The following is a 20471-nucleotide window of genomic DNA, read 5'->3' on the forward strand; positions in this document are numbered from 1 at the left end:
GTGGGATTACCAATATCTATTTTGATCGGATGCCTAAAGCTCAGCTTTGAGGGTGCGGGATGGTGGCGCCGGCCGGACGGTATATAGACGCGGGAATGACGAAGGAGAGCCGCATGAAACCGCCGATCGGACGCGATACGCGTCTGTGCATGTCGCTGTCGGCGAGGCCCGGCAATTTCGGCACCCGCTTTCACAACCGGCTCTACGCACTGACCGGGCTCGACTATGTGTACAAGTCGTTCTCGACCACCGATCTGCCCGCGGCGATCGGCGGGATCCGCGCGCTGGATATTCGCGGCTGCGCGATCTCGATGCCGTTCAAGGAGGCGGTGATCGCGCTGCTCGACGGTCTTGCACCATCGGCGAGTGCGATCGACAGCGTGAACACGATCGTCAACGACGACGGTGTGCTGACCGGGCACAACACGGATTACGGCGCGGTCGTCGATCTGGTCAGCGATATCGATCGATCGCTCTCGTTCGTCCTGCACGGCTCGGGTGGGATGGCGAAGGCGGTCGCCGCCGCGCTGAGCGACAGCGGTTTCCGTGATGGCACGATCGTCGCGCGCAATGCGGCGGCTGGGCGGGCGCTCGCCGATCTGTACGGATATCGTTGGGCATCCGAAGCGAGCGGGGCGGCGGCGCTCCTGATCAACGTGACGCCGATCGGCATGACCGGGGCGGATGCGGACGCGCTGGCGTTCCCGCCCGACATGATCGCGGCGTGCGACATCGCGTTCGACGTAGTGCAATATCCGCCCGAGACGCCGTTCCTGCGCGCCGCCGCGGACGCGGGCAAGCGCTGCATCACCGGCACCGAGGTCGCGACCCTGCAGGCGCTGCAACAGTTCGTGCTCTACACCGGCGTGACGCCCGACGCTGCACAGGTCGTCGAGGCGGCCGAGTGGGCGCGCGCGAACTCTTGATCCGCCCGCGCGCGCCTATTTCGTCAGGTCGGTGAGCAGCGAGCGGTAATAGGTGATCGCCAGCGGGATGTTGTCGATCGGCGTCCGCTCGTTCAGGCCGTGGCTGAAGTCGTCGGACTGCTTGATGAAGGTCGGGCTGATGCCGTAGCTCGGCACGCCGACCGAGCGGTACCACATCGAATCGCTCGCGCCCGCCGACATGCTCGGGAAGATCGGCACGCCGGGGCGGATCTTGGCCATCGCCGTCTTGACCGCACCCATCAGGTCGGCACGCAACGGCGAGGCGTCGGTCGGGTTGGAGCCCTCGGTGACGTCGCTGAACTTCACGCCCGGGTCGGCGGCGACCTTGGCGAGTTCGGCCATCACGGTCGCGGGTTTCACGCCGGGGAAGATGCGGCAGTTGATGTTGGCGGTCGCGCGCTGCGGCAAGGCGTTGAGCGCATGCCCGCCGCTGATCATCGACGTGACGCAGGTCGTGCCGATCTGGCCGACATAGCCGGGGTTGGCGGCGAGCGTCTCGATCGCCTTCTCGTCCTTGGGATTGGCGGCGAAGGCGCGCATCGCGGCACCGATCTCTGGTGTCTGGCGCGGTGCGACGCCCTCGAAATAACCCTTGGTGATCGGCGACAGTTGCGGCGTGAATCGATACTCGCCGATTTTCACCAGCGCGGCAGCGAGTTGGTTGATCGCGTTCACTTTGCGCGGTGCGGACGAGTGGCCGCCGGCGCTGGTCGTTTCGAGCTGGAAGTCGGCATAGGTCTTCTCGGCCGCGCCGACCGTGAAATATTCGGCCTTGCCGTCTTCGCCATACAACCCGCCGCCGCCGTCGATGTTGAGCGCCATTTCGGCAGTCTTGAGCCGGTCGGCGATCAGCGACGACGTCTTCATGACGGTTTCCTCGTCGCCCGACAGCGCGAGGACGATGCCGCGCGTGGGTTTGTAGCCGGCCTTCTTCATGTCGAGCAGCGTCGCGATCGCGAGCGCGGCGTCGAGCTTCATGTCGGTCGCGCCGCGGCCGTAGAGATAGCCGTTCTCGACCACTGCGGTAAACGGATCGCGTTGCCAGTCGGCGGGCTTGGCTTCGACCACGTCGATATGCCCCGCGATGACGATCGGCTTCAGCGCCGCGTCGGTCCCCTTCCAGGTGGCGATCAGATAGGCGGTGTCGTCGACCGGGGTGATCGTCACGTCGCTCGCCGCAAAGCCGCCGCCGACCAGCACCGACTTCAGATAGGCTGCAAGCTGCGGCGTCTGGTTGCCGGGACCCCGCACGCTGCGAAACGCGATCATCTTCTTGGCGATTTCGAGGCCGTTGGTGGCGGCCGGCGAGGTCGTCGTCTGGGCGGTGGTGGGAATCGCGGCCGTCACGGCAGCGCAGGTCAGGAACAGCTTCAGTGTCATCGTATGTCCTTGAATACGCATTAGAACTTGGCGCCGGCCCGAAGCCCGATCGTGCGCGGGGTGCTGGTGACGATGTAGGTCCGCTGCGAACACGTTCCGCATTGCTGGTAGCGGGACAGTTCCGCGCGTTCGTCCCAAAGGTTCTGGACGAACACCTCGAAGGTGAAGTTGGACAGCTCCGCGCCGACCGAGGCGTTGCCGGTGGTGTACGCCTGAAGCCGCCCCAGCGTCGCCGCCTGCGCCAGCCGGATATCCGCCGACGCTGAACTCTGATGCGCGACGAGGCCCTGGATATACGCCTTCGCGGTGCCGATCGGCATGCTGTAGCGCGCGGTACCGCTCGCCTTGAAGCGTGGCGTGATCGGCAGGCGCGTCCCCGATGGCGCGAGCACGTCGGTGCCGTCGCCGCTGCAGATCTGCGTCGCGCACAGGTCGTTGCGCGTCTTTGCATCGGTGTACGAGCCGGCGGCGGTCAGCGAGAGGCCGCCGGTCGAGAAGTTCGCGTCAGCCTCCGCGCCGCGGATCCGCGCGTTCGGGCCGTTCTGGATGATCGTGAAGCTGTTCGCGCCGAGGAACGAGAACTGGAACTTGTCCCATTGCTGTTGATAGATCGCGGCGTTGAACCGCAATCGCTCGAACAGCGTCGTCTTCAGGCCCAGCTCGTAATTGGTCAGGAAATCCGCGTCATACGGCGCGACATCGCCGCGACGATTGATCCCGCCCGGGCGGAAACCGCGCGAGAAGGTGGCATAGGCCAAGACCTTGTCGGTCGGCTTGAAGGTAAGGTTGAAGCGGTAGGTCGCGCCCTGGCCCTGCGTCTTCTTGGGGATCAGCCCGGTCGTCGTGTAGGTCGCCAGATTGGTGCATGGCGAGCCCGAGACCGTCGCCGGCAGCAGCGTCGAGGTGTCGCCACCGTCCAGATAGGCCTGCCGCAGGGTCTGGCCATTGGCGAGATAGCATCCCGCGACTCCGGTCTGGCCGCTGCCCGCCGCATTGAACGGCGTGGCGGTGTAGGGCCGGCCGTCGGCCGGATCGACTGCCGGATTGCGTCCGAACCCGTAGAAGCCGATCAGCGAATTGTCGTAGATGTACGCGCGGCCCCCTGCGGTTGCGGTGAGGGTCGGCAGGATGTCGAAGCTCGCCTCGCCGAACACCGCATAATCGGTATCAACGCGCTTTTGCTGGGTCAGCCACAAGGTGCCGGGCGATCCGTTGACCGACACCGCGGTGCCGAGATTGGCGATCTGGTAGTCCTGGAAGATCGCGTTCGTCTGGCGCTGGTAGAAGGCGCCTGAAACGACCCGGAAGCGATCCGCCGATGGCGAGGCAACGCGGAATTCCTGGCTGATCTTCTTGAAGTGATCGGTGCCGATGATCTTCTGCCGCGGATCGATCGTCTTGCCCGCATTGTCCTGGTAAAAGAAATAGCCGGCAAGCCCACCGACCGAGGAATAGGCCGAGTCATACGCCTCGGCGTAATCGGTATAGTCGCTCGACGTGAAGGTCTTCCGGTCGAGATACGCGCCGGCATAGGTGACGTCCCAGTTGCCGACCTTGCCCTCGATCGTCAGCGCGCCCTGCATGAACCGGTCGCGGCGGTATTCGGGGAAGAAATGCTGGACCTGGAGATCGCCGACCTTGGGGTCGTAGCCATAGGTGCCGTGGTTGCGCTGTTCCTGGTACAGGACGGTCGGCGTCACGGTCCAGTTGCTGTCGAGATCGACCTTCAGCGCCGCGCGGCCACCATAGGTCTCGGTGTCGTTGTAGTTCTTCTTCACGAACGCTGCGTTGTCGACGACCACGCCGCCGTTCGCGGAAGTGCATGACGTCGCGGTCGGCTCGGGCAGATAGCTGCGGCACCCGGCGACGTTGTCGATATAGCCTGCATCGCGCTGATAGAAGCCGACCACGCGCAGCGCCGCCGATCCGGACAGCGGCATGTTGAGCATGCCTTCGAGCTTGCTGCCGATGCCGCCCGACTTGACGCTGTTTACCTCGCCGTCGACGCGGCCGTAGAAGCCGCTCAGATCGGGCTTGTTGGTGATGATCCGGATCGTGCCGGCTTCGGACGACGCGCCGTACAGCGTGCCTTGCGGCCCAGCGAGGCTCTCGATCCGCGCGATGTCGTAGATGTGGACGTCGAGCGTGCCGCCGATCGTCGTCACCGGCTGCTCGTCGAGATACGTGCCGACCGAGGGCAGCGGGCCCGAATGATTGCCGTCGCCACCCGATGCGACGCCGCGCATGTAGACGACGGTCGATCCCGGCTGCGTGGTCTGGAACGACACCGACGGCAGCAACTGCGTATATTGGTTGAAGTTCGAGATGTTGAGATCGTCGAGCCGCTTGGTGCCGATCGCCTGGATGCTGATCGGGACGCTCTGGATGCTCTGGTCGCGCTTCTGCGCGGTGACGACGATGTCGCCTTCGTACTCGCCGGCGGTTTGCGCGGCAGGGGCGGCAACCGGCGTCGGGGCGGCGGCAGGATCGGTCTGGGCGTAGGCGGGAGACACGATTGCCGACGAGGCGAGAAGTGAGCCGATCAACAACCGACGATCGAATATGTGCATGCGCGAGCCCCCAAGCGATTATGCGCAGAGACTGTGGTGCAGTGCAGCGAACGTCAAACGAAGCCGGCGTATTTTGCAGCTTTATTACGCGAGCGTGACGTTTTTGCCACGGATCATGCGCGCAGCAGGTTGCCGAGCGCAGTTTTCAGCGGGTCGAGCCACATTTCGTATGGTCGCCAGGCGTCGACGCCGTCGCGGTTGATCGGGCGGCGGACCTGTTCCGAACTTGCGGTGCGCACCGCGCGATCGGTCTCGTGAAACGCGAGGCAGGCGGGCTCGTAGTCGAGCCCGCACACTGCGAGCAGCGCACGGACCTCGACCTCGGTGTTGTCGATCAGCGCTTCGTGATCGACGCGGTGGACGCGGCCCGGTGCGACCGTGTCGACGTGACGCATCAGCCGGACGTAGTCGCGGAAATAGCGGCCGAGATCGTCGAGCGAATAGCTGAACGTCTGCCCCCTCGCGTAGTGCTGCTTGAAGTTCGAGAAGCAGCAGTCGAGCGGATCGCGGCGTGCGTCGATGATCCGGGCGTTGGGCAGCGCGAGCAGGATCAGCGGCACATGCGCCCAGTTGTTGGGGAGCTTGTCGATGAAGAACGGGCGCTCGGTACGGCGCTGGATTGCGGCGCGGCGCAGATACTCGTCGCCGAGATCGCGCAATGCCTCCGCCGACAGCGTGTCGATCGCGCCCGGATAGTCGGCGATGCCGCGCGCGATCGCGGGCATGTCGGGGAGTTCGGTGGTGCCCTCGACCAGGCTGTGGCTGGCGAGGATCTGTTCGATCAGCGTCGAGCCGGCGCGTGGCATGCCGAGCACGAAGATCGGGTCGGATGCGTCGCATCCCTGGCCGCGGCGCGCGTCGAGCAGCGCCGGGGTCAGTACCGCGATGCTGCGGTCGACGAACGCGGTGGTCTCGTCGGCATCGTAGCTGATGCGCGTGCGGCGCAGCGTGTTGCCGGCGTCGTAATGCGCGAACGAGCGAGCGGCGTCGCGGCGATCCTCGAACGCCTTGCCGAGCGCGAAGTCGAGGTGGAACCGGTCCTCGTCGCCGAGGTCGTCGCGCGCGAGCGCCGCCTCCATCGCCGCGATATCGTGGTCATCGAACCGCACCGTCTTGAGGTTGGCGAGGCTCCACCACGCATCGCCTAGCGTCGGTTGGAGCGACAGCGCGCGCCGATACGCGGCGATACCGTCGTCGCGGCGCCCGACGGTCTTGAGCATATGGCCGTAGCTCAGCCACACGCGCGGTTGATCGGGGGCGTCGTGCAGCACCTTTTCGTACAGCGTGATCGCATCCTCGAACCCACCGAGCCGACCGAGCGCCGCCGCTTTCAAATTGGCGTGGCCGGGATTATCGGGCTCGTCGGCGATCACCGCATCGAGCAACTTCAGCGCTTCTGGCGCACGGTTCTGGCGGTAGAGCACGAGCGCGAGGTTCGCGCGCGCCGCGGTGAAGCCGGGGGCCAGTTCGACCGCACGCCGCAACAGCGTCTCGGCATCCTTGTACCGCCCGATCCGCCCGGCGAGTTCCGCCAGCATGCGGATCGCGCGCGCATCGAACGGATCGCGCTTGAGATAGGCCTTCAGCAGCGGTTCGGCGACGTGGAGCTGATTGTCGTGCAGCGCCAGCGCGGCCTGCATCAGGTCGCTCGACCAGCGGGGAGTGGGGAGGGAAGCCATCGCGCCGAACAGTCGGAGAGCATGGCGCCAGCGTCAAGCAGGCATCCGCACTCGCGCACGCATGCCCGACCTACGCCGTCACGCGGTCAATGCGTCCACGCATAGGGACCGACGACGGTCCCAACGAACCCACCCGCGGACTTTGTGCTGAGAAAGCGTGCGTCGACCTTGTCCGACAGCGTGCGTCGGGAGCCAGCGACCTGATAGTCGAACGCCATCGTCCCGCCGTCGGCGCGGATCGTCAGCGTGACGGGACCGGCCGCGACGGGCGCCGACGCGACCAGCCGCTCGCGCCCGTCGGCCGCGGTATACAGCGCGACGACGGTCTTGCCGGCGATCCGCGTGACCCCGAACATCAGATAGTTTCGGTCGCTTTGCATCGCCGCGAGGCCGGCACGGTCGCCGTCGGTGTTCGGTGCGAACGTCACGGTGGTCGACATCGTCGCCACGTGATGCTGCTGACGCCGCCCGACGAACGCGGGCACGCCCGACAGGTCGCCGATCGGCGTGCCCTTGCCGAGCACGAGGTCGCCGTGATCGAGCCGGTAGAAGGGCTGTTTCGGGGTGCGCACGCCGATCCACTGCATCGCGAGCTTGGTGCCGTCGAACTCGTCGACATAGCCGAAATCGCCGCTCGTCGGGATCTTGGGGGCGGGTTGTTTGGGGAGATTAGGCGCCTTGCCGACGAACGGTATCGCCTGGCCCTTGGGCAGGATGATCGGCCAGCCATCCTTCCACGTCACGGGCAGGAGGAACGTCTCGCGACCGATGTTGTAATAGTCGCCATCATACGGGCGCACCGCGAGGAAGGTCGCCCACCAGTCGCCCTTCGCGGTCTGGACGAGTTCGGCGTGACCCGACGAGGTGATCGGATTGGGTCGTGCGGGATCGAGGTCGCGCTGCGTCAGGATCGGATTGCCCGCGAACGGCACGAACGGCCCGCGCAACTGCCGCGATCGGAACACGACCTGCGAATGGTTGACGCTCGTGCCGCCTTCCGCCGCGGTCAGGTAATACCAGCCGTCCTTGCGGAAGATATGTGGTCCCTCGATCCACACCGGCTTTTTGGTCAGGTCGACGCCGCCGTTGATCAGCTGCGTGCTCTCGCCGACCATTTTCCCCGCACGCCAGTCGAATTCCTGGATCCAGATCGCGCGGTGGCCGTCGTAGCGCGGCGGCTCGTTCGGCGCGCGGTTGTTGACGACATACGCCTTGTCGCCCTCCCAATAGATCGACGGATCGATCCCCTCGAACGGCAGCCAGGTCGGATTGGACCAGGGACCCGCCGGGTTCTTCGCGGTGATGACGAAGTTGCCTTTGCACTCGACGCAGGTGTTGACGATGTAGAAGGTGCCGGCGTGATACGAGATGTCGGGCGCGAACACCGCCTGCGAGGTCCGCATGCCGGTGAAGTCTAGCTGCTCGGGCCGATCGATCGCGTTGCCGATCTGCGTCCAGTGGACGAGATCCTTCGAGGTGAAGATCGGCAAGCCGGGGAAATGCGCGAACGACGACAGGACAAGGTAGAAGTCGTCGCCGACGCGGGTGACCGACGGGTCAGGGTAATAGCCCGACAGGATCGGATTGCGGTACTCGCCGGGGCCAACCTTGGCCTGCTCCTGCGCGTGTCCGTCATAGGTGAAGCGGCTGAACCGGGGGGCGTCGCTTGCCGAGGCCGTGGCGGCGGCCGTGCCTGCAAGCAGGACGGCGGTCGCGCGCAGTGCGGCGCCTGCATATCGATCGAAGCGCGTCATGGTGGTCCTCTCCCGTCGTCTCGCGGCACTGAACGCGCCTGCTGCCTCAACACTATAGCGCTAACATTCTCGAAGGCCAGCCGCGTGCTCCGATGCGGCCGCAGGTGGCTTGGGGGTAGCTAAGATACCGGTACCAAGTTACGCTCCGTCCCGACGCAGGTGCAACGGGCGGCGTGGTGAGTGTCGGACAGGGTCCGGTCTTCCGCAGATTCGCTCGTGACGATCGCGGAAGGGAGAAGGATGACCGAATTGTCCGCCAAGGGAGCGCGCATATCGCCGTCGCGTCGCGAACTGCTCGAAGGCGTGGGAGCTACTGTCGCGCTCGCGGTGCCGGCATTGGCGTTGCCGACGACCGCCGAGGCGAAGATGTCCGCGCCAGGTGAAACGCGGTTATGGTATCGGCAACCCGCCAAGGTGTGGACCGAAGCGCTGCCGGTCGGCAACGGGCGGCTCGGTGCGATGGTGTTCGGCGGCACGACGGGCGAGCGGTTGCAGCTGAACGAGGACACGTTGTGGTCGGGCGGGCCGTACGACCCGGTCAACCCGGACGCGGGGGCGGCGCTGCCCGATGTGCGGCGGCTGATCGATGCGGGCGCGTTCGCCGAGGCGCAGACGCTCGCCAATGCGCGGCTGATGGGCGTGCCGAAGACGCAGATGGCGTATCAGCCGGTCGGCGATCTGCTGCTTGATCTGCCGGGCGTAGCGGGAGAGGCGAGCGCGTATACCCGCGAGCTCGATCTTGATGCGGCGATCGCGACGACCAGCTTCACGCTCGGCGGGACGCGGTTCCGGCGCGAGGTGTTCGCCTCACCGGGGGAGCAGGTGATCGCGGTGCACATGACCGGCGATCGGCCGTTCGACCTGCTGGTCGGGCTGACGTCGCCGCAACCGGACGCGGGCGTCGTCGCGGCAGGGGGGATGCTGACGCTGACCGGTGGCAATGCCGCGCGGGCTGGCGTTGCGGGCAAATTGCGGTTCACGGCGCGCGCGCGCGTGGTGGCGGACGGCGGCAAGGTCGCGGCGGATGGCGAGCGTCTGCGCGTCACCGGTGCCCGGTCGGTCACGCTGCTGGTCGCGATGGGGACGAGCTATCGCCGGTTCGACGATGTCGGCGGCGATCCCGACGCGGCGACGCTGGCGGCGGTCGAGGACGCGGCGCGGCGCGGCTTCGCTCGGCTACGGTCGGACGCGACCGCTGCGCACCGCGCGCTGTTCCGGCGGGTGAGGCTCGATCTTGGCCGGACGGCGATCGCGGATCGGCCGACCGACGAGCGGGTGCTGGCCGATCGCGCCGCGGCCGACCCGGCGCTCGCCACGCTGTACTTCAATTACGGGCGCTATTTGCTGATCGCGTCGTCGCGACCGGGGAGCCAGCCGGCCAACCTCCAGGGGATCTGGAACGCGGAGACGAGCCCGCCCTGGGAGTCGAAATATACCGTCAACATCAATACCGAGATGAATTACTGGCCGGCCGAAGTCACTGCGCTGCCCGAATGCGTCGCGCCGCTGGTGCAGATGGTGCGCGAGCTGGCGGTCACCGGCGCGCGGACGGCGAAGACGATGTACGGCGCGCGCGGCTGGGTGTGTCATCACAACACCGATCTGTGGCGCGCGACCGCGCCGATCGATGGCGCGCAATGGGGGCTGTGGCCGACCGGCGGCGCGTGGCTGTGCACGCATCTGTGGGACCATTACGATTATAGCCGCGATCTCGGGTTCCTGCGGTCGATCTACCCGCTGCTGCACGGCGCGGCGTTGTTCTTCCTCGACACGCTCCAGACCGATCCGAAGACCGGCGCGCTGGTCACCAATCCGTCGCTGTCGCCCGAGAACGTGCATCCGAAGGGCGCATCGATCTGCGCGGGGCCGGCGATGGATATGCAGATCCTGCGCGACCTGTTCGACCAGACGGGCAAGGCGGCGACGTTGCTCGGCACCGACGCGGCGTTCGTCGCGCAGCTGGCGGCGGCACGCGCACGGCTGGCGCCCGACAAGATCGGTCGCGGCGGCCAGTTGCAGGAATGGCAGGCGGACTGGGATGCCGATGCGCCCGAGCAGCGCCATCGCCACGTCTCGCATCTCTACGGCCTGTTTCCGAGCGAGCAGATCGGCCTCGACGCGACGCCCGCACTCGCCAACGCGGCACGGCGTTCGCTTGAGATCCGCGGTGACGAATCGACCGGCTGGGCGACCGCGTGGCGCGCGAACCTGTGGGCGCGGCTGCGCGACGGCGAGCACGCGCACCGCATCCTCGCCTATCTGCTTGGCCCCGCGCGCACCTATCCCAATCTGTTCGACGCGCATCCGCCGTTCCAGATCGACGGCAATTTCGGCGGGACGCGCGCGATCGCGGAGATGCTGATGCAGAGCCGCGGCGACGAGATCCTGCTGCTCCCGGCATTGCCGCGCGCGTGGCCGAGCGGGTCGATCACCGGCCTGCGCGCACGCGGCGCATGCGTGGTGGACGTGCGGTGGGAGCGCGGCACGCTGACCGAAGCGGTCCTCCGTTCCACGATCCACGGACGCCGCCGCATCCGGCTGGGCGACCGCACCGTCGACGTGACGCTGGTGCCGGGGCGCCGCGTCAGGTTGCGCGGTGCCGGATTGACGCAGGCATGACCGCCGCCTGCCCATCTTCTCAGCTCTTCGAGGAATCGCACCCATGACGAAATTCCTGATGGCCGTGCTCGCCTTCGGGCTGGCGATATCCGGCGCGGCGCATGCGCAGGTCGCGACCACCACGCCGCCGCCGGTCGCGGGTGCCAAGCCGGTGACGGTCGAGCGGATCACCGTCCATTCGCGCGCGATCGAGGGCAATCTCGAGGGCAACAGCGCGGATCGCGCGGTGCTGGTGATGCTGCCGCCGAGCTATCGCAGTAGCCCGACACGCCGCTATCCGGTGGTCTACGCGCTGCACGGCTATTCGATCGGTGCCGAGCAATGGGCCAAGGAAATCCACGTCCCGCAGACGATCGAAGGCGCGTTCGCGAAGGGCGCGCGCGAGATGATCGTCGTGCTGCCCGACAGCAAGACGGTGCACAATGGCTCGTTCTATTCCAGTTCGGTCACGGTCGGCGACTTCGAGCAGTTCATCGCGCACGATCTCGTCCGCTATGTCGACGCGCATTACCGGACGCTGGCGGACCGCCGCAGCCGCGGGCTCGCGGGGCATTCGATGGGCGGCTACGGCACCGCGCGGATCGGCATGAAGCATCCCGACATCTTCGGTGCACTCTACATGATGAGCCCGTGCTGCCTGTCGATACGCGCGCTCGGCACACCCGACGCGGCGGCAGAGAAGACTCTGCGGGCGCTGCGCTCGCCGACCGAAAGCGCCGGCCTGTCGTGGGGATTGCGCGCGCAACTCGCGACCGCGGCGGCGTGGTCGCCCAACCCGAAGGCACCGCCGCTGTTCCTCGACTTGCCGATCAAGGACGGCGTCGCGCAGCCCGACGTGATCGCGCGCTGGGCAGCCAACGCGCCACTGTCGATGCTCGATCAATATGTCGGCAATCTGCGGCGCTATGCGGCGATCGGGCTCGACGTCGGCGATCGCGACGGGCTGAAGGGCGATGCGATCGCGCTGCACGAGGGGCTCGACCGCTACGGCATCACCAACCAGTTCGCAGTCTATCCCGGCGATCATACCAGCGGTGTCGCGGGGCGCGTCCAGGACGTGATGATCCCGTTCTTCTCGCGCACCCTGGCGTTCGCACGATGAGGGGCGGGTCGTTGATCGCGGCGCTCGCGTTGCTGGCGATACCAGCGTCGGCGCAGGTGTGGCGGTCGGATCAGGGGAACGGGAATTTCCGCAATCCGGTGTTGTTCGCGGACTATCCCGATCCCGACATCATCCGCGTCGGCCGCGACTATTATTTCGCGACGACGACGTTCGCCAACGTGCCGGGAATCACGATCCTGCACAGCCGCGATCTGGTCAACTGGACGCTCGCTTCGCATCTCGTCGATCGGCTCGAGGGGAAGCCCGAATATGACCTGAAGGGTGGCAACGCGTATCGGCACGGGCTCTACGCTTCCTCGTTACGCTATCACGCGGGCACCTATTATCTCGCCAATACGCCGGTCGGGCAGAAGACGCGGATCTGGTACGCGAAAGACGTGCGCGGGCCGTGGCGCTATCACGAACTGGAGCGGGAGGCGTTCGACCCCGGCTTGTTCATCGAGCCCGACGGACGCGCGTATGTCGCCACCGCCTCGACCGCCGACGGCACGGTCACGCTGCTCACGCTCGACAAGGATCTGGCGCACGTCACCGACGCGCGGAAAATCCATTATATCAAGGGTGCGGAGGGCTCGAAGATCATCCGCCGCGGTGCGTATTATTACCTGTTCAACGCGTTGCCGCCGCGGCTCGGGCTGACGGTGTCGCGGTCGCGCAGCCTGTTCGGGCCGTGGGAGACGCGCGACCAGATCGACGACACGACCGGCGGGCATCAGGGCGCGCTGGTCGACCTGCCCGATGGCCGGTGGTTCGGGTTCGTCATGGAGGATAGCGGCGCGGTCGGCCGGATGACCAATCTCAGCCCGGTGTTCTGGCACGACGACTGGCCGGTGTGGGGCACCGCGGACGCGCCCGGTCGCGTACCCCGGCTCGCGCAAAAGCCGATCGCCGGGTCTCCGTTCGCCGAGCCGGCAACTTCCGCTAATTTCGCGGGTCCGCGTCTCGGCCTGCAATGGCAGTGGAACCATAACCCGGACCCGAGCCGCTGGTCGCTGACCGCGCGGCCGGGCTGGTTGCGATTGAAACCGACGGTCGCGCCACGCTTCTGGTCGGCGCGCAACACGCTGACGCAGAAAGGGCAGGGGCCGGCCAGCCGCGCCGAGGTGAAGCTGGACATAGGCCATCTCGCGCCGGGCGATCGATGCGGGTTCGGGACGCTGGGGCAATATAGCGGCAACCTGACGATCGAGCGCGACGCCAGCGGCACGGCCGCGGTGGCGATGGAGGTGACCGAAGACACCGTCGACGGCGCACGCACCGCAACGCGCGGTCGCAGCGTGATCGGTGCCCGCCGCGCGCTATGGCTGCGCACCGAGATGGATTTCACGATCGATCGTGCCCGCGTCGCGTACAGCCTCGACGGCCGCCGCTGGACCGGGCTCGGCGGCGACTTCCCGCTCGCCTTCGCGTGGCGGACGGGGACGTTCCAGGGCGAGCAATTCGCGCTGTTCTGCTATGCGTCGAGCCCAAGTAGGGGCTGGCTCGACGTCGACTCGTTCACGCTGAGCGCGCTCGAACCCCGATCTACGTTCAAGTTCCGGAATGCGCCGCCACGGTAATCATCGCCGCGGCGCGACGGGTATCTCGAACGTGCCGACCGGGAGCATCGCATCGTCGGACAGGTTCACCGCTGGCGCATCCGCCCAGGCATAGCGGACGCGGGTGACGGGCTTGCCGTCGCCCGGCAGCGTCACGGTGGTGCCGGCGACGCTGCCCGCGGCATAGCGGCAGGTGCCCGGCGCGGTGTCGCACAGTTCGAACCCGATCGCCTGGTTCGCACCGCGGGCGTGGAGCGCACCGGTCACGTCGCCGAAGCGTAGCGCGATGCTGCCATCGGCCCCGGCGTCGGCCGCGGCGATGGCTGGGCCGGACGGCCCGCCGGGCGCGCCATAGACCGCCGACCGCATGACCTTCGCGAGGCGTTGCCCGACCTCGTGCTTCTCGCCGGGATGGATGTCGAGCGCATCGCCGATGTCGAGCGCGACCGCGATCCCGGTATGGCGGTCGGCGGCAGCGACGCGGCGCTGCGCGTCGCGGACATAGCCCCAGCCGCTGTCGCTCGGCGCGTTGGTCGGCTTGCCGTAGTTCGCGAGCTGGACGATCCCGAACCCCGTCTCGGGCGTGCCGAACCGCGTGCGCCAGTCCGCGATCAGCGCGGTAAGACGGCGGTCGTAGCCGGGGATGCCGGTGTCCGACTCGCCCTGATACCAGGCGATGCCGGCGACCTTGGTCGACGCCAGTGGCGCGATCATCGCGTTGTACAGCGTGCCGTCGCCGTTGATGTCGTCCCACGGCACGCGCGGTGCCGCGCCATCGAGCCGCTTGGCGATCGCATAGCGCCAGCCGCTGCCCAGCGCGGCGCTGCTGCCATCGGCGAAGGTCACGCGCATCGTGTCGGCGGGGCCGGTCATGCCGCCGAACGCATAGACGTCGTCGTCGTTGACGGTGATGACGTTGGCGCCGGGCTTCAGCGTGCCGACCGGCAGCGTGTAGACGCGCGCTTTGCTGGCGAGGCTGCTGCCACCGACGCCCTGGCCGTTGACCCAGGTCCGGTCGGCATCGTCGATCGTGCCGAGCGACAGGATCGCGGGTCCGCGCGCCTGCGCCGCGGTGACCTCGACGGTCCGCTGATACCAGATCATGCCGTTATAGTCGGCGAGTTCGGGCACGCCCCAGGTCTCGAAATTGGTCATTGCCGGCACCGGCTTCCAGTCGAGTGCGGCTGCCGGCTGCCACGGTTCGCGGCCCATCGCGTCGCCTGATCCGGCGCGCCACCAGCTTTCCCAGATCGTCGATGCCTTGCGGTCGGCGGCAGCGGGATCGCGCGCGTACAGGGCTAGCAGATCGGCCTCGGCGCCCAGGCCTGCCTTGCGCAACGCGGAGTCGCTCAGCCATGCACTGATCCGCGATCCGCCCCAGCTCGAATGGATCGCGCCGATCGGCACCTTGGCGGTGCGGCGCAGCGCCTGCACCATGTAGAAACAGGCGGCGGAAAAGGTCGGTACGGTCGCGGGCCCGGCCGCAGCCCAGTGCGGTTGCTCGGCGAAGCGCGCGACGGGGCTTGCCGCGGAGACCTTGGCCACGGTCAGCAGCCGCAGCTGATCGTCGACTGCCGGATGCGCGTCGGGGAACAGCGTCTGCGCATTCTCGACCGCCAGCTCCATATTGCTCTGGCCCGAGCACAGGAAGACGTCGCCAATCAGGATATCGCGCACCACCGCGGCACCGCTGTTCGCCGCGATCGTCAGGTCGTAGGGGCCACCTGCGGGCAGGGCGGGCAGGCGCGCCTCGAACCGGCCGTCGCGCCCTGCCTTGGTCGTCACGGTGCGACCGGCGAGCGCGATCAGGATCGTCTCGCCCGCCGCCGCATCGCCGCTCAGCACGATCGGCTGGCCGCGCTGGATCACCGCATGATCGCCGAGCACGCCATCGAGACGCGGCGCTGCCAAGGCCGGGGAGGCCGCACCGGCGATAGCGGCGTAAAGCGCGAGGCGCAGGGCGGTCTTCATCGGATCGTTTTCCTTGAGGTTCGGATCGAACAGGGATCGACTGCGAGGCTCAGATCGGCTGGAGCCCGTGCTTGACGATGCGGTCGATCAGGTCGCGGTGACCGGGCAGGCTGCTCATCATGCGCTGCGTCTGGAAGTGGTTTTCGCGGCGGGCGCGGCGCGCCAGTTCGGCGTCCGCCTCGATCGTGCCCGGCATCACCGTGGTGCGTGCGCCCATGCCGTAAAGCACATATTGATAGCTGGCCGACGGAAAGACCTCCTCGGCGCGGTCGAACTCGTCATGGATCCACGGCGATTGATATTGCCACAGCTCCATCAGCCCGCGCAGCCGGTCGGGGATCGTCTCGGGGCGGACATTGTCGCGCCAGAAGTCGGTGTCGGTCCGCTTGGTCAGCGTATAATGCAGCTTGAGGAAATCGATGATCCGGCCCCAGCGATAGGTCGTCGTATCGTTGAAGCGGTTGGCGACGACGTCCATCACCTCGCGACAGACGGGCATCTGCTCGGCGATCATCTTGGCGGACAGCTCGATCAGGACGATTGCCGACGCCTCGAGTGGTTCGAGGAACCCGGCGGCGAGCCCGACCGCGACGCAATTGCCCTTCCAGAATGTTTCGCGGTGGCCGGCGCGGATCGAGAGTTTCCGGACGGGCAGGTCTTTTCCTGCCGGACCGATATACGCGCGCAGTTCGCGTTCGGCGGCGTCGACGTCGATATGGCTGCTGGAGAAGACATGCCCGACGCCGCGGCGGTGGGGCAGGCCGATATCCCAGATCCAGCCGGCCGACTGCGCGGTCGAGATGGTGTGGCTGGCGATCGGATCGTCGGGGCGCTCGTACGGCAGCTGCACGGCGAGCGCGGTGTCGCAGAACAGCGTGTCGGTGCAGCAGCGGAACGGCACACCCATCGCGTCTCCGATCAGCTTCGCGGCAAAGCCGGTGCAGTCGACGAACAGGTCGCCCTCGATCGACACGCCCTGCGCGGTCTCGACGCGTGCGATATCACCGGTCTCGTCGAGGATGACCTCGGTCACGTCGGCCAGGACATGGTGGACGCCCAGCGTGTCGCAGCAATGGCGTTGCAGGAAATGCGAGAATTTCCCCGCGTCGAGATGATAGGCGTAGTTCGCGACGCCGTCGAACTCGGGCGTCGCCATCGTCTTGGGAGCGAGGCCCTCGTCGCAGATCCGACCTTGCGGCGTGACCGCGTCGCAGAAGCTGTCGGCGCCGTCCTCGGCCAGCCAGTGCGGGGCGAGGTTCAGCGAGCCGAACTGCTGTGGCAGCATCAGCGGGTGGTAATAGCCGTCATCGACCGCGCCGGTGGTCCAGCGGTTGAACCGCGCGCCCTGTTTGAACGCGGCGTTGCAGTGGCGGAACAGCTCGGTTTCCGACACGCCCATCTTGCGCAGCGTGGCGCGCAGCGTCGGCCACGTGCCCTCGCCGACGCCGATGGTCGGGATGTTGGGCGATTCGACCAGCGTCACGGTGAAGCCGTGTTCGCGCTGGCCCTTGTGCCGCGCGGCGATCACGCCTGCGGTAAGCCAGCCGGCCGTACCCCCTCCGACGATGACGATGTTTCTGATCTGGTGCATGGGTCAGCGTATTCGAAAAATGGCGGAGCACAACATCGTCATGCTCCGCCAGGGGGGAGAGCTCAGAAGCGGAAGCGCGCGCCCAGCGTGTAGCGGCGACCGTAATCGAACACGTCGAGCAGCTGGTTGCTGTAGCGACCATGCGTGCTCTGCTGGTTGTTGTTGACGTTCAGCGCCTCACCGAAAATGCTGAAATTCTTGGTGATGTCGTAGCTGCTCGTCAGATCGACCTGGAAGCTCTGGTTGACGAAGGTCGGCTCCGCCCCGAACGAACCGGTATTCTGGTTCTGCCCGAACTGGAGGAGATACTTGTCGCGCCAGTTGGCCGCCGCACGGAACTGGAATCCGCTCTTGTCGTAGAAGCCGACGAAGTTCGCCGAATTGGCGAGCCCCGTCACCGCGAAGCCGGTCTGCGAGATATTCTTGTCGTCGTACGGCCGGTTGGTGTTCACGAACGTCGCGTTGGCCTGGAAGCCGAAGCCGGTATCGCCGAACACCTGTTGCCAGGCGAGTTCGACGCCGCGGACCGTCGCGTCGGGACCGTTGACCTGCTGCGATACCGCGAACGATGCGGGTTGGCCGGTGGTGGGATCGACCACCCCGTTGATCGTCTGCCGCGTCACGCCGCCGATGATGAAGTTGCTGACGTTCTTCAGGAAGAAGTTGACCGACAGATACGAGTTGCGGCGATAATACCATTCCGCACCCAGATCGAAATTGTCCGCGAGATACGGTTTCAGGTTCGGGTTGCCGCCCGCCGCCGACAAGGCTCCGACGCGTTGGCCATTGCCGACGTTGAGGACCGGAGTCAGCAGGTTGAGCGCCGGACGGGTCAGCGTCCGCGAGGCATCCGCCCGCAGTACCAGCTTGTCGGTCAACTCGAGCTTCATGTCGACGCTCGGCAGCAGGTAGGAATACGAGCTCTTGTTATTGACCGCCTGGATCTCGGTGTAGGTCGGGATGCTCAGCAGCGTCGGATCCGCCGCGCTCGTGACGATCGAGGTCGGCAGGCGTCCCTGACCGGTCGCGTTGAGATTGGTCACCTCGTTGCGGACGCCCGCGTTGAAGGTGAACGGCAGGCCGCCGACTTCGGTCTTGAAATTGGCGCTGACATAGAGCGACCACGTCTTTTCCTGGACGCGCAGGACGCTGCCCGGATCGACCGCCTCGTCGAACGCGCCGGTAAAGCCGTTCACGCCGGCATAATTATAGCCCGGGATGTTCTGCGTCTGCGGATTGCCGAGGCTGCTCAGGTAGTTCTGATACGCGACCGGGCTGAACACGAAGACCGACGGCGGCAGGCTGCCGTTGAACCCCGGGATGAAGTTGTTGAGGCTGACCGAGCCCTTATACAGATTGGCCGGCAGCGGCGAGATCCCGGTGTCGCGACCCGACGGCCCACCATAGCCGGCATAGGCCTGCCAGAAATTGTTGGTGAAGGTGCTTTGGTTGCGGAAGTTGAAGGTGTCCTGGTAATACTGGCCACCCGCCTTCAACGTCAGATTGTCCTGTTTCCAGGTGGCATTGCCGCGAAACTGGAACAACTGATCGGTATTGTGCTGCGTCTGGTTGACCGTGACGTGCGAGCCGATCAGCGCGGGATTGGCCCAGTTTGCGGCATCGCCGGCGGGACCGAAATTGCTGATCGACGGGAAGGAATTCTTGCTGTCGCCATCGACGTTGAAGCGCAGCGTATTGCCCAGATTACCGCCATAACCGATGTCGCCGTTGCGGCTGCCGATCACGTTGCCCGGGTTCAGCCAGCTCTTGGCATAGGCGCCATCGGCTTCGAGCGTGAGGTTCTCGGTCGCGTCGTACTTGACGTTGAGGCCGGTCTGGTTGGTCTGCAGGATCTGCTTGTTGAGCGCGGCGGTGAAGTCGGTCGGCGTGCCGACCTGCGTGAAGTCGGTCGCGGTACCGTTCTTGTCGAGCGTCACGTTGCGCAGATCGCCCTGGTTGAACCAGACGCCGAACGCGTAATTCTCCTGCTTGATGGTCTGGCGCGAGAAATTGTTGTCGAGCGTCACCATCAGATCGTCGGACGGATGATACTGCAGCGAGATCCGCGCATCGATGCGCTCGTCCTGCACCCGCTGCTGCTCGGCGCCATATTGCTGCGGGAACCAGCCGGGGATGTTCTGGCGGTTGGCCGGGTTGGCATAGGCCGCGGACTTCGGGTCGCTGGTCGGCGTGCACGCACCGGCGCTGCCCGCGAGCTGGCAGCCTGCAAAGTTGCCACCGGGCCAACCCGAGACATAGACGCGATTGGTATCGGTATCACGACGGGTGTAGATCACGTCCGCCAGCAAGCCGAACTTGCCGTCGGCGGTGGTGGTGCTGACCAGCAGACCGCCGGTCGGCACGATCCTGCTCGCGCGATCCTGGATCGAGCCCGACGCGGTCGTCGCGACGCGGAAACCGGGGTGATCGAAGGGATTCGGGAAGGCGATGTTGACGGTCGCACCGATCGAGCTCGAGGCGAGCGAGACGTCGGGGGTCTTGAGCACGCTCAGCTGGCCGATGAAATCGACGCCAACGGTGCTGAAGTCGATCTGGCGGCCGCCGGTCGCGGTCGAGATGCGGCGACCATCGTACAGCGTGGTGTTGAAATCGCCGCCGAAGCCGCGGACCGTGATCCCGGTCGGTTCGCCGCGCGATCCCGAGCGCTGGATCGAGACGCCAGGCAGGCGCTGGAGCGAGGCGGCAACGTTGGAATCGGGGAACTTGCCGATGTCTTCGGCAGAGATGACGTCGACGATGCCCGACGAGGTGCGCTTGAGGTCGAGGTTGCGCTGGAGCGATCCGCGCAGACCGACCACGACGATGTCGTCGCCCGTGGTGTTACCCTGCGACGCGTCCTGCGCGGTCGCGAGATCCTGCGGCTGGCCCGCTTCGGTCGCAGTAGTCGTGTTGGCAGTGGCGGGTACGGCAGGTTGCACGGCGGCAGGGCGATCGGTCGTCGCATTCTGAAGATTGGTCTGGTCCTGCGCCAGCGCGGGCGATGCCCAGGCAAGCGCGGCCATGCTGCTCGCGCATGCCAGCGCACGGGCCCGACGCGCACGTCCGCGGTCGCCGAGTATCGAACGGGTATCCAGAGTCATTTCAACATCCCCTCAACGACGCCGCGTGCCCCTTATCGAGGGGCTATCCGGCAATATCTTGCGCGATGCGTTGAGTCGGATGCCCGACCCACACCATCACGGTAGCGCTCACAATACGCCAAGTCGCAACCATTGCAAGCTCTTGTAGGAGTGAATGCGAAGGCCCTTTGCAAGGGTATTCGGGTGTGCGAGTTCGGA

General features: G+C 66.5%; 11 protein-coding genes. 4 read left to right on the top strand and 7 right to left on the bottom strand.

Annotated elements, in window-relative coordinates:
• Window positions 1-113 precede the first annotated feature (113 nt).
• Window positions 114-926 (top strand): shikimate 5-dehydrogenase, encoded by an 813-nt coding sequence (locus ASF09_RS02315; protein ID WP_060524922.1) that lies wholly within the window; start codon window positions 114-116, stop codon window positions 924-926.
• A gap of 15 nt (window positions 927-941) precedes the next feature.
• Here ASF09_RS02315 and ASF09_RS02320 read toward each other — a convergent pair whose 3' ends face one another.
• The 4 genes from ASF09_RS02320 to ASF09_RS02335 all read right to left on the bottom strand — a co-directional run bounded on the left by ASF09_RS02320 (window position 942) and on the right by ASF09_RS02335 (window position 8330).
• A complete protein-coding gene (locus tag ASF09_RS02320) occupies window positions 942-2327 on the bottom strand; it encodes a M20/M25/M40 family metallo-hydrolase (protein WP_156359136.1) in 1386 nt (461 codons plus the stop codon).
• Window positions 2328-2347: 20 nt separating this feature from the next.
• Window positions 2348-4873, bottom strand: coding sequence for a TonB-dependent receptor (locus tag ASF09_RS02325; RefSeq protein WP_235529522.1), 2526 nt, complete (start codon window positions 4871-4873; stop codon window positions 2348-2350).
• Window positions 4874-5010: 137 nt separating this feature from the next.
• Entirely contained in the window at window positions 5011-6576 is a 1566-nt protein-coding gene (locus tag ASF09_RS02330) for a tetratricopeptide repeat-containing sulfotransferase family protein (protein WP_235529524.1), read from the bottom strand.
• Window positions 6577-6662: 86 nt separating this feature from the next.
• Complete coding sequence (locus ASF09_RS02335; RefSeq protein WP_060524259.1) at window positions 6663-8330, bottom strand: glycoside hydrolase family 43 protein; 1668 nt, start codon at window positions 8328-8330, stop codon at window positions 6663-6665.
• A gap of 240 nt (window positions 8331-8570) precedes the next feature.
• On the opposite strand from ASF09_RS02335, the gene ASF09_RS02340 reads away from it, so the two are divergent.
• The 3 genes from ASF09_RS02340 to ASF09_RS02350 are packed head-to-tail and all read left to right on the top strand — an operon-like array spanning window position 8571 to window position 13631.
• A complete protein-coding gene (locus ASF09_RS02340) occupies window positions 8571-10949 on the top strand; it encodes a glycoside hydrolase family 95 protein (protein WP_060524261.1) in 2379 nt (792 codons plus the stop codon).
• A 43-nt stretch (window positions 10950-10992) separates the two neighbouring features.
• Window positions 10993-12051 (top strand): alpha/beta hydrolase, encoded by a 1059-nt coding sequence (locus ASF09_RS02345; RefSeq protein ID WP_060524263.1) that lies wholly within the window; start codon window positions 10993-10995, stop codon window positions 12049-12051.
• Between the two features lie 11 nt (window positions 12052-12062).
• Window positions 12063-13631 carry a glycoside hydrolase family 43 protein gene (locus ASF09_RS02350; RefSeq protein WP_235529526.1) on the top strand — a complete coding sequence of 523 codons (1569 nt, stop codon included), beginning with the start codon at window positions 12063-12065 and terminating at the stop codon, window positions 13629-13631.
• On the opposite strand, the gene ASF09_RS02355 is transcribed toward ASF09_RS02350, so the two are convergent.
• From ASF09_RS02355 to ASF09_RS02365, 3 genes are all read right to left on the bottom strand, one after another.
• Entirely contained in the window at window positions 13632-15581 is a 1950-nt protein-coding gene (locus ASF09_RS02355) for a sialate O-acetylesterase (protein WP_060524267.1), read from the bottom strand.
• 49 nt (window positions 15582-15630) lie between these two features.
• Window positions 15631-17172, bottom strand: coding sequence for a tryptophan halogenase family protein (locus ASF09_RS02360; RefSeq protein ID WP_060524269.1), 1542 nt, complete (start codon window positions 17170-17172; stop codon window positions 15631-15633).
• Window positions 17173-17234: 62 nt separating this feature from the next.
• Window positions 17235-20273 carry a TonB-dependent receptor gene (locus ASF09_RS02365; RefSeq protein WP_060524271.1) on the bottom strand — a complete coding sequence of 1013 codons (3039 nt, stop codon included), beginning with the start codon at window positions 20271-20273 and terminating at the stop codon, window positions 17235-17237.
• Between the last annotated feature and the right edge of the window lie 198 nt (window positions 20274-20471).

It is taken from the genome of Sphingomonas sp. Leaf242 (assembly GCF_001422045.1).
Taxonomy (GTDB): Bacteria; Pseudomonadota; Alphaproteobacteria; order Sphingomonadales; family Sphingomonadaceae; genus Sphingomonas.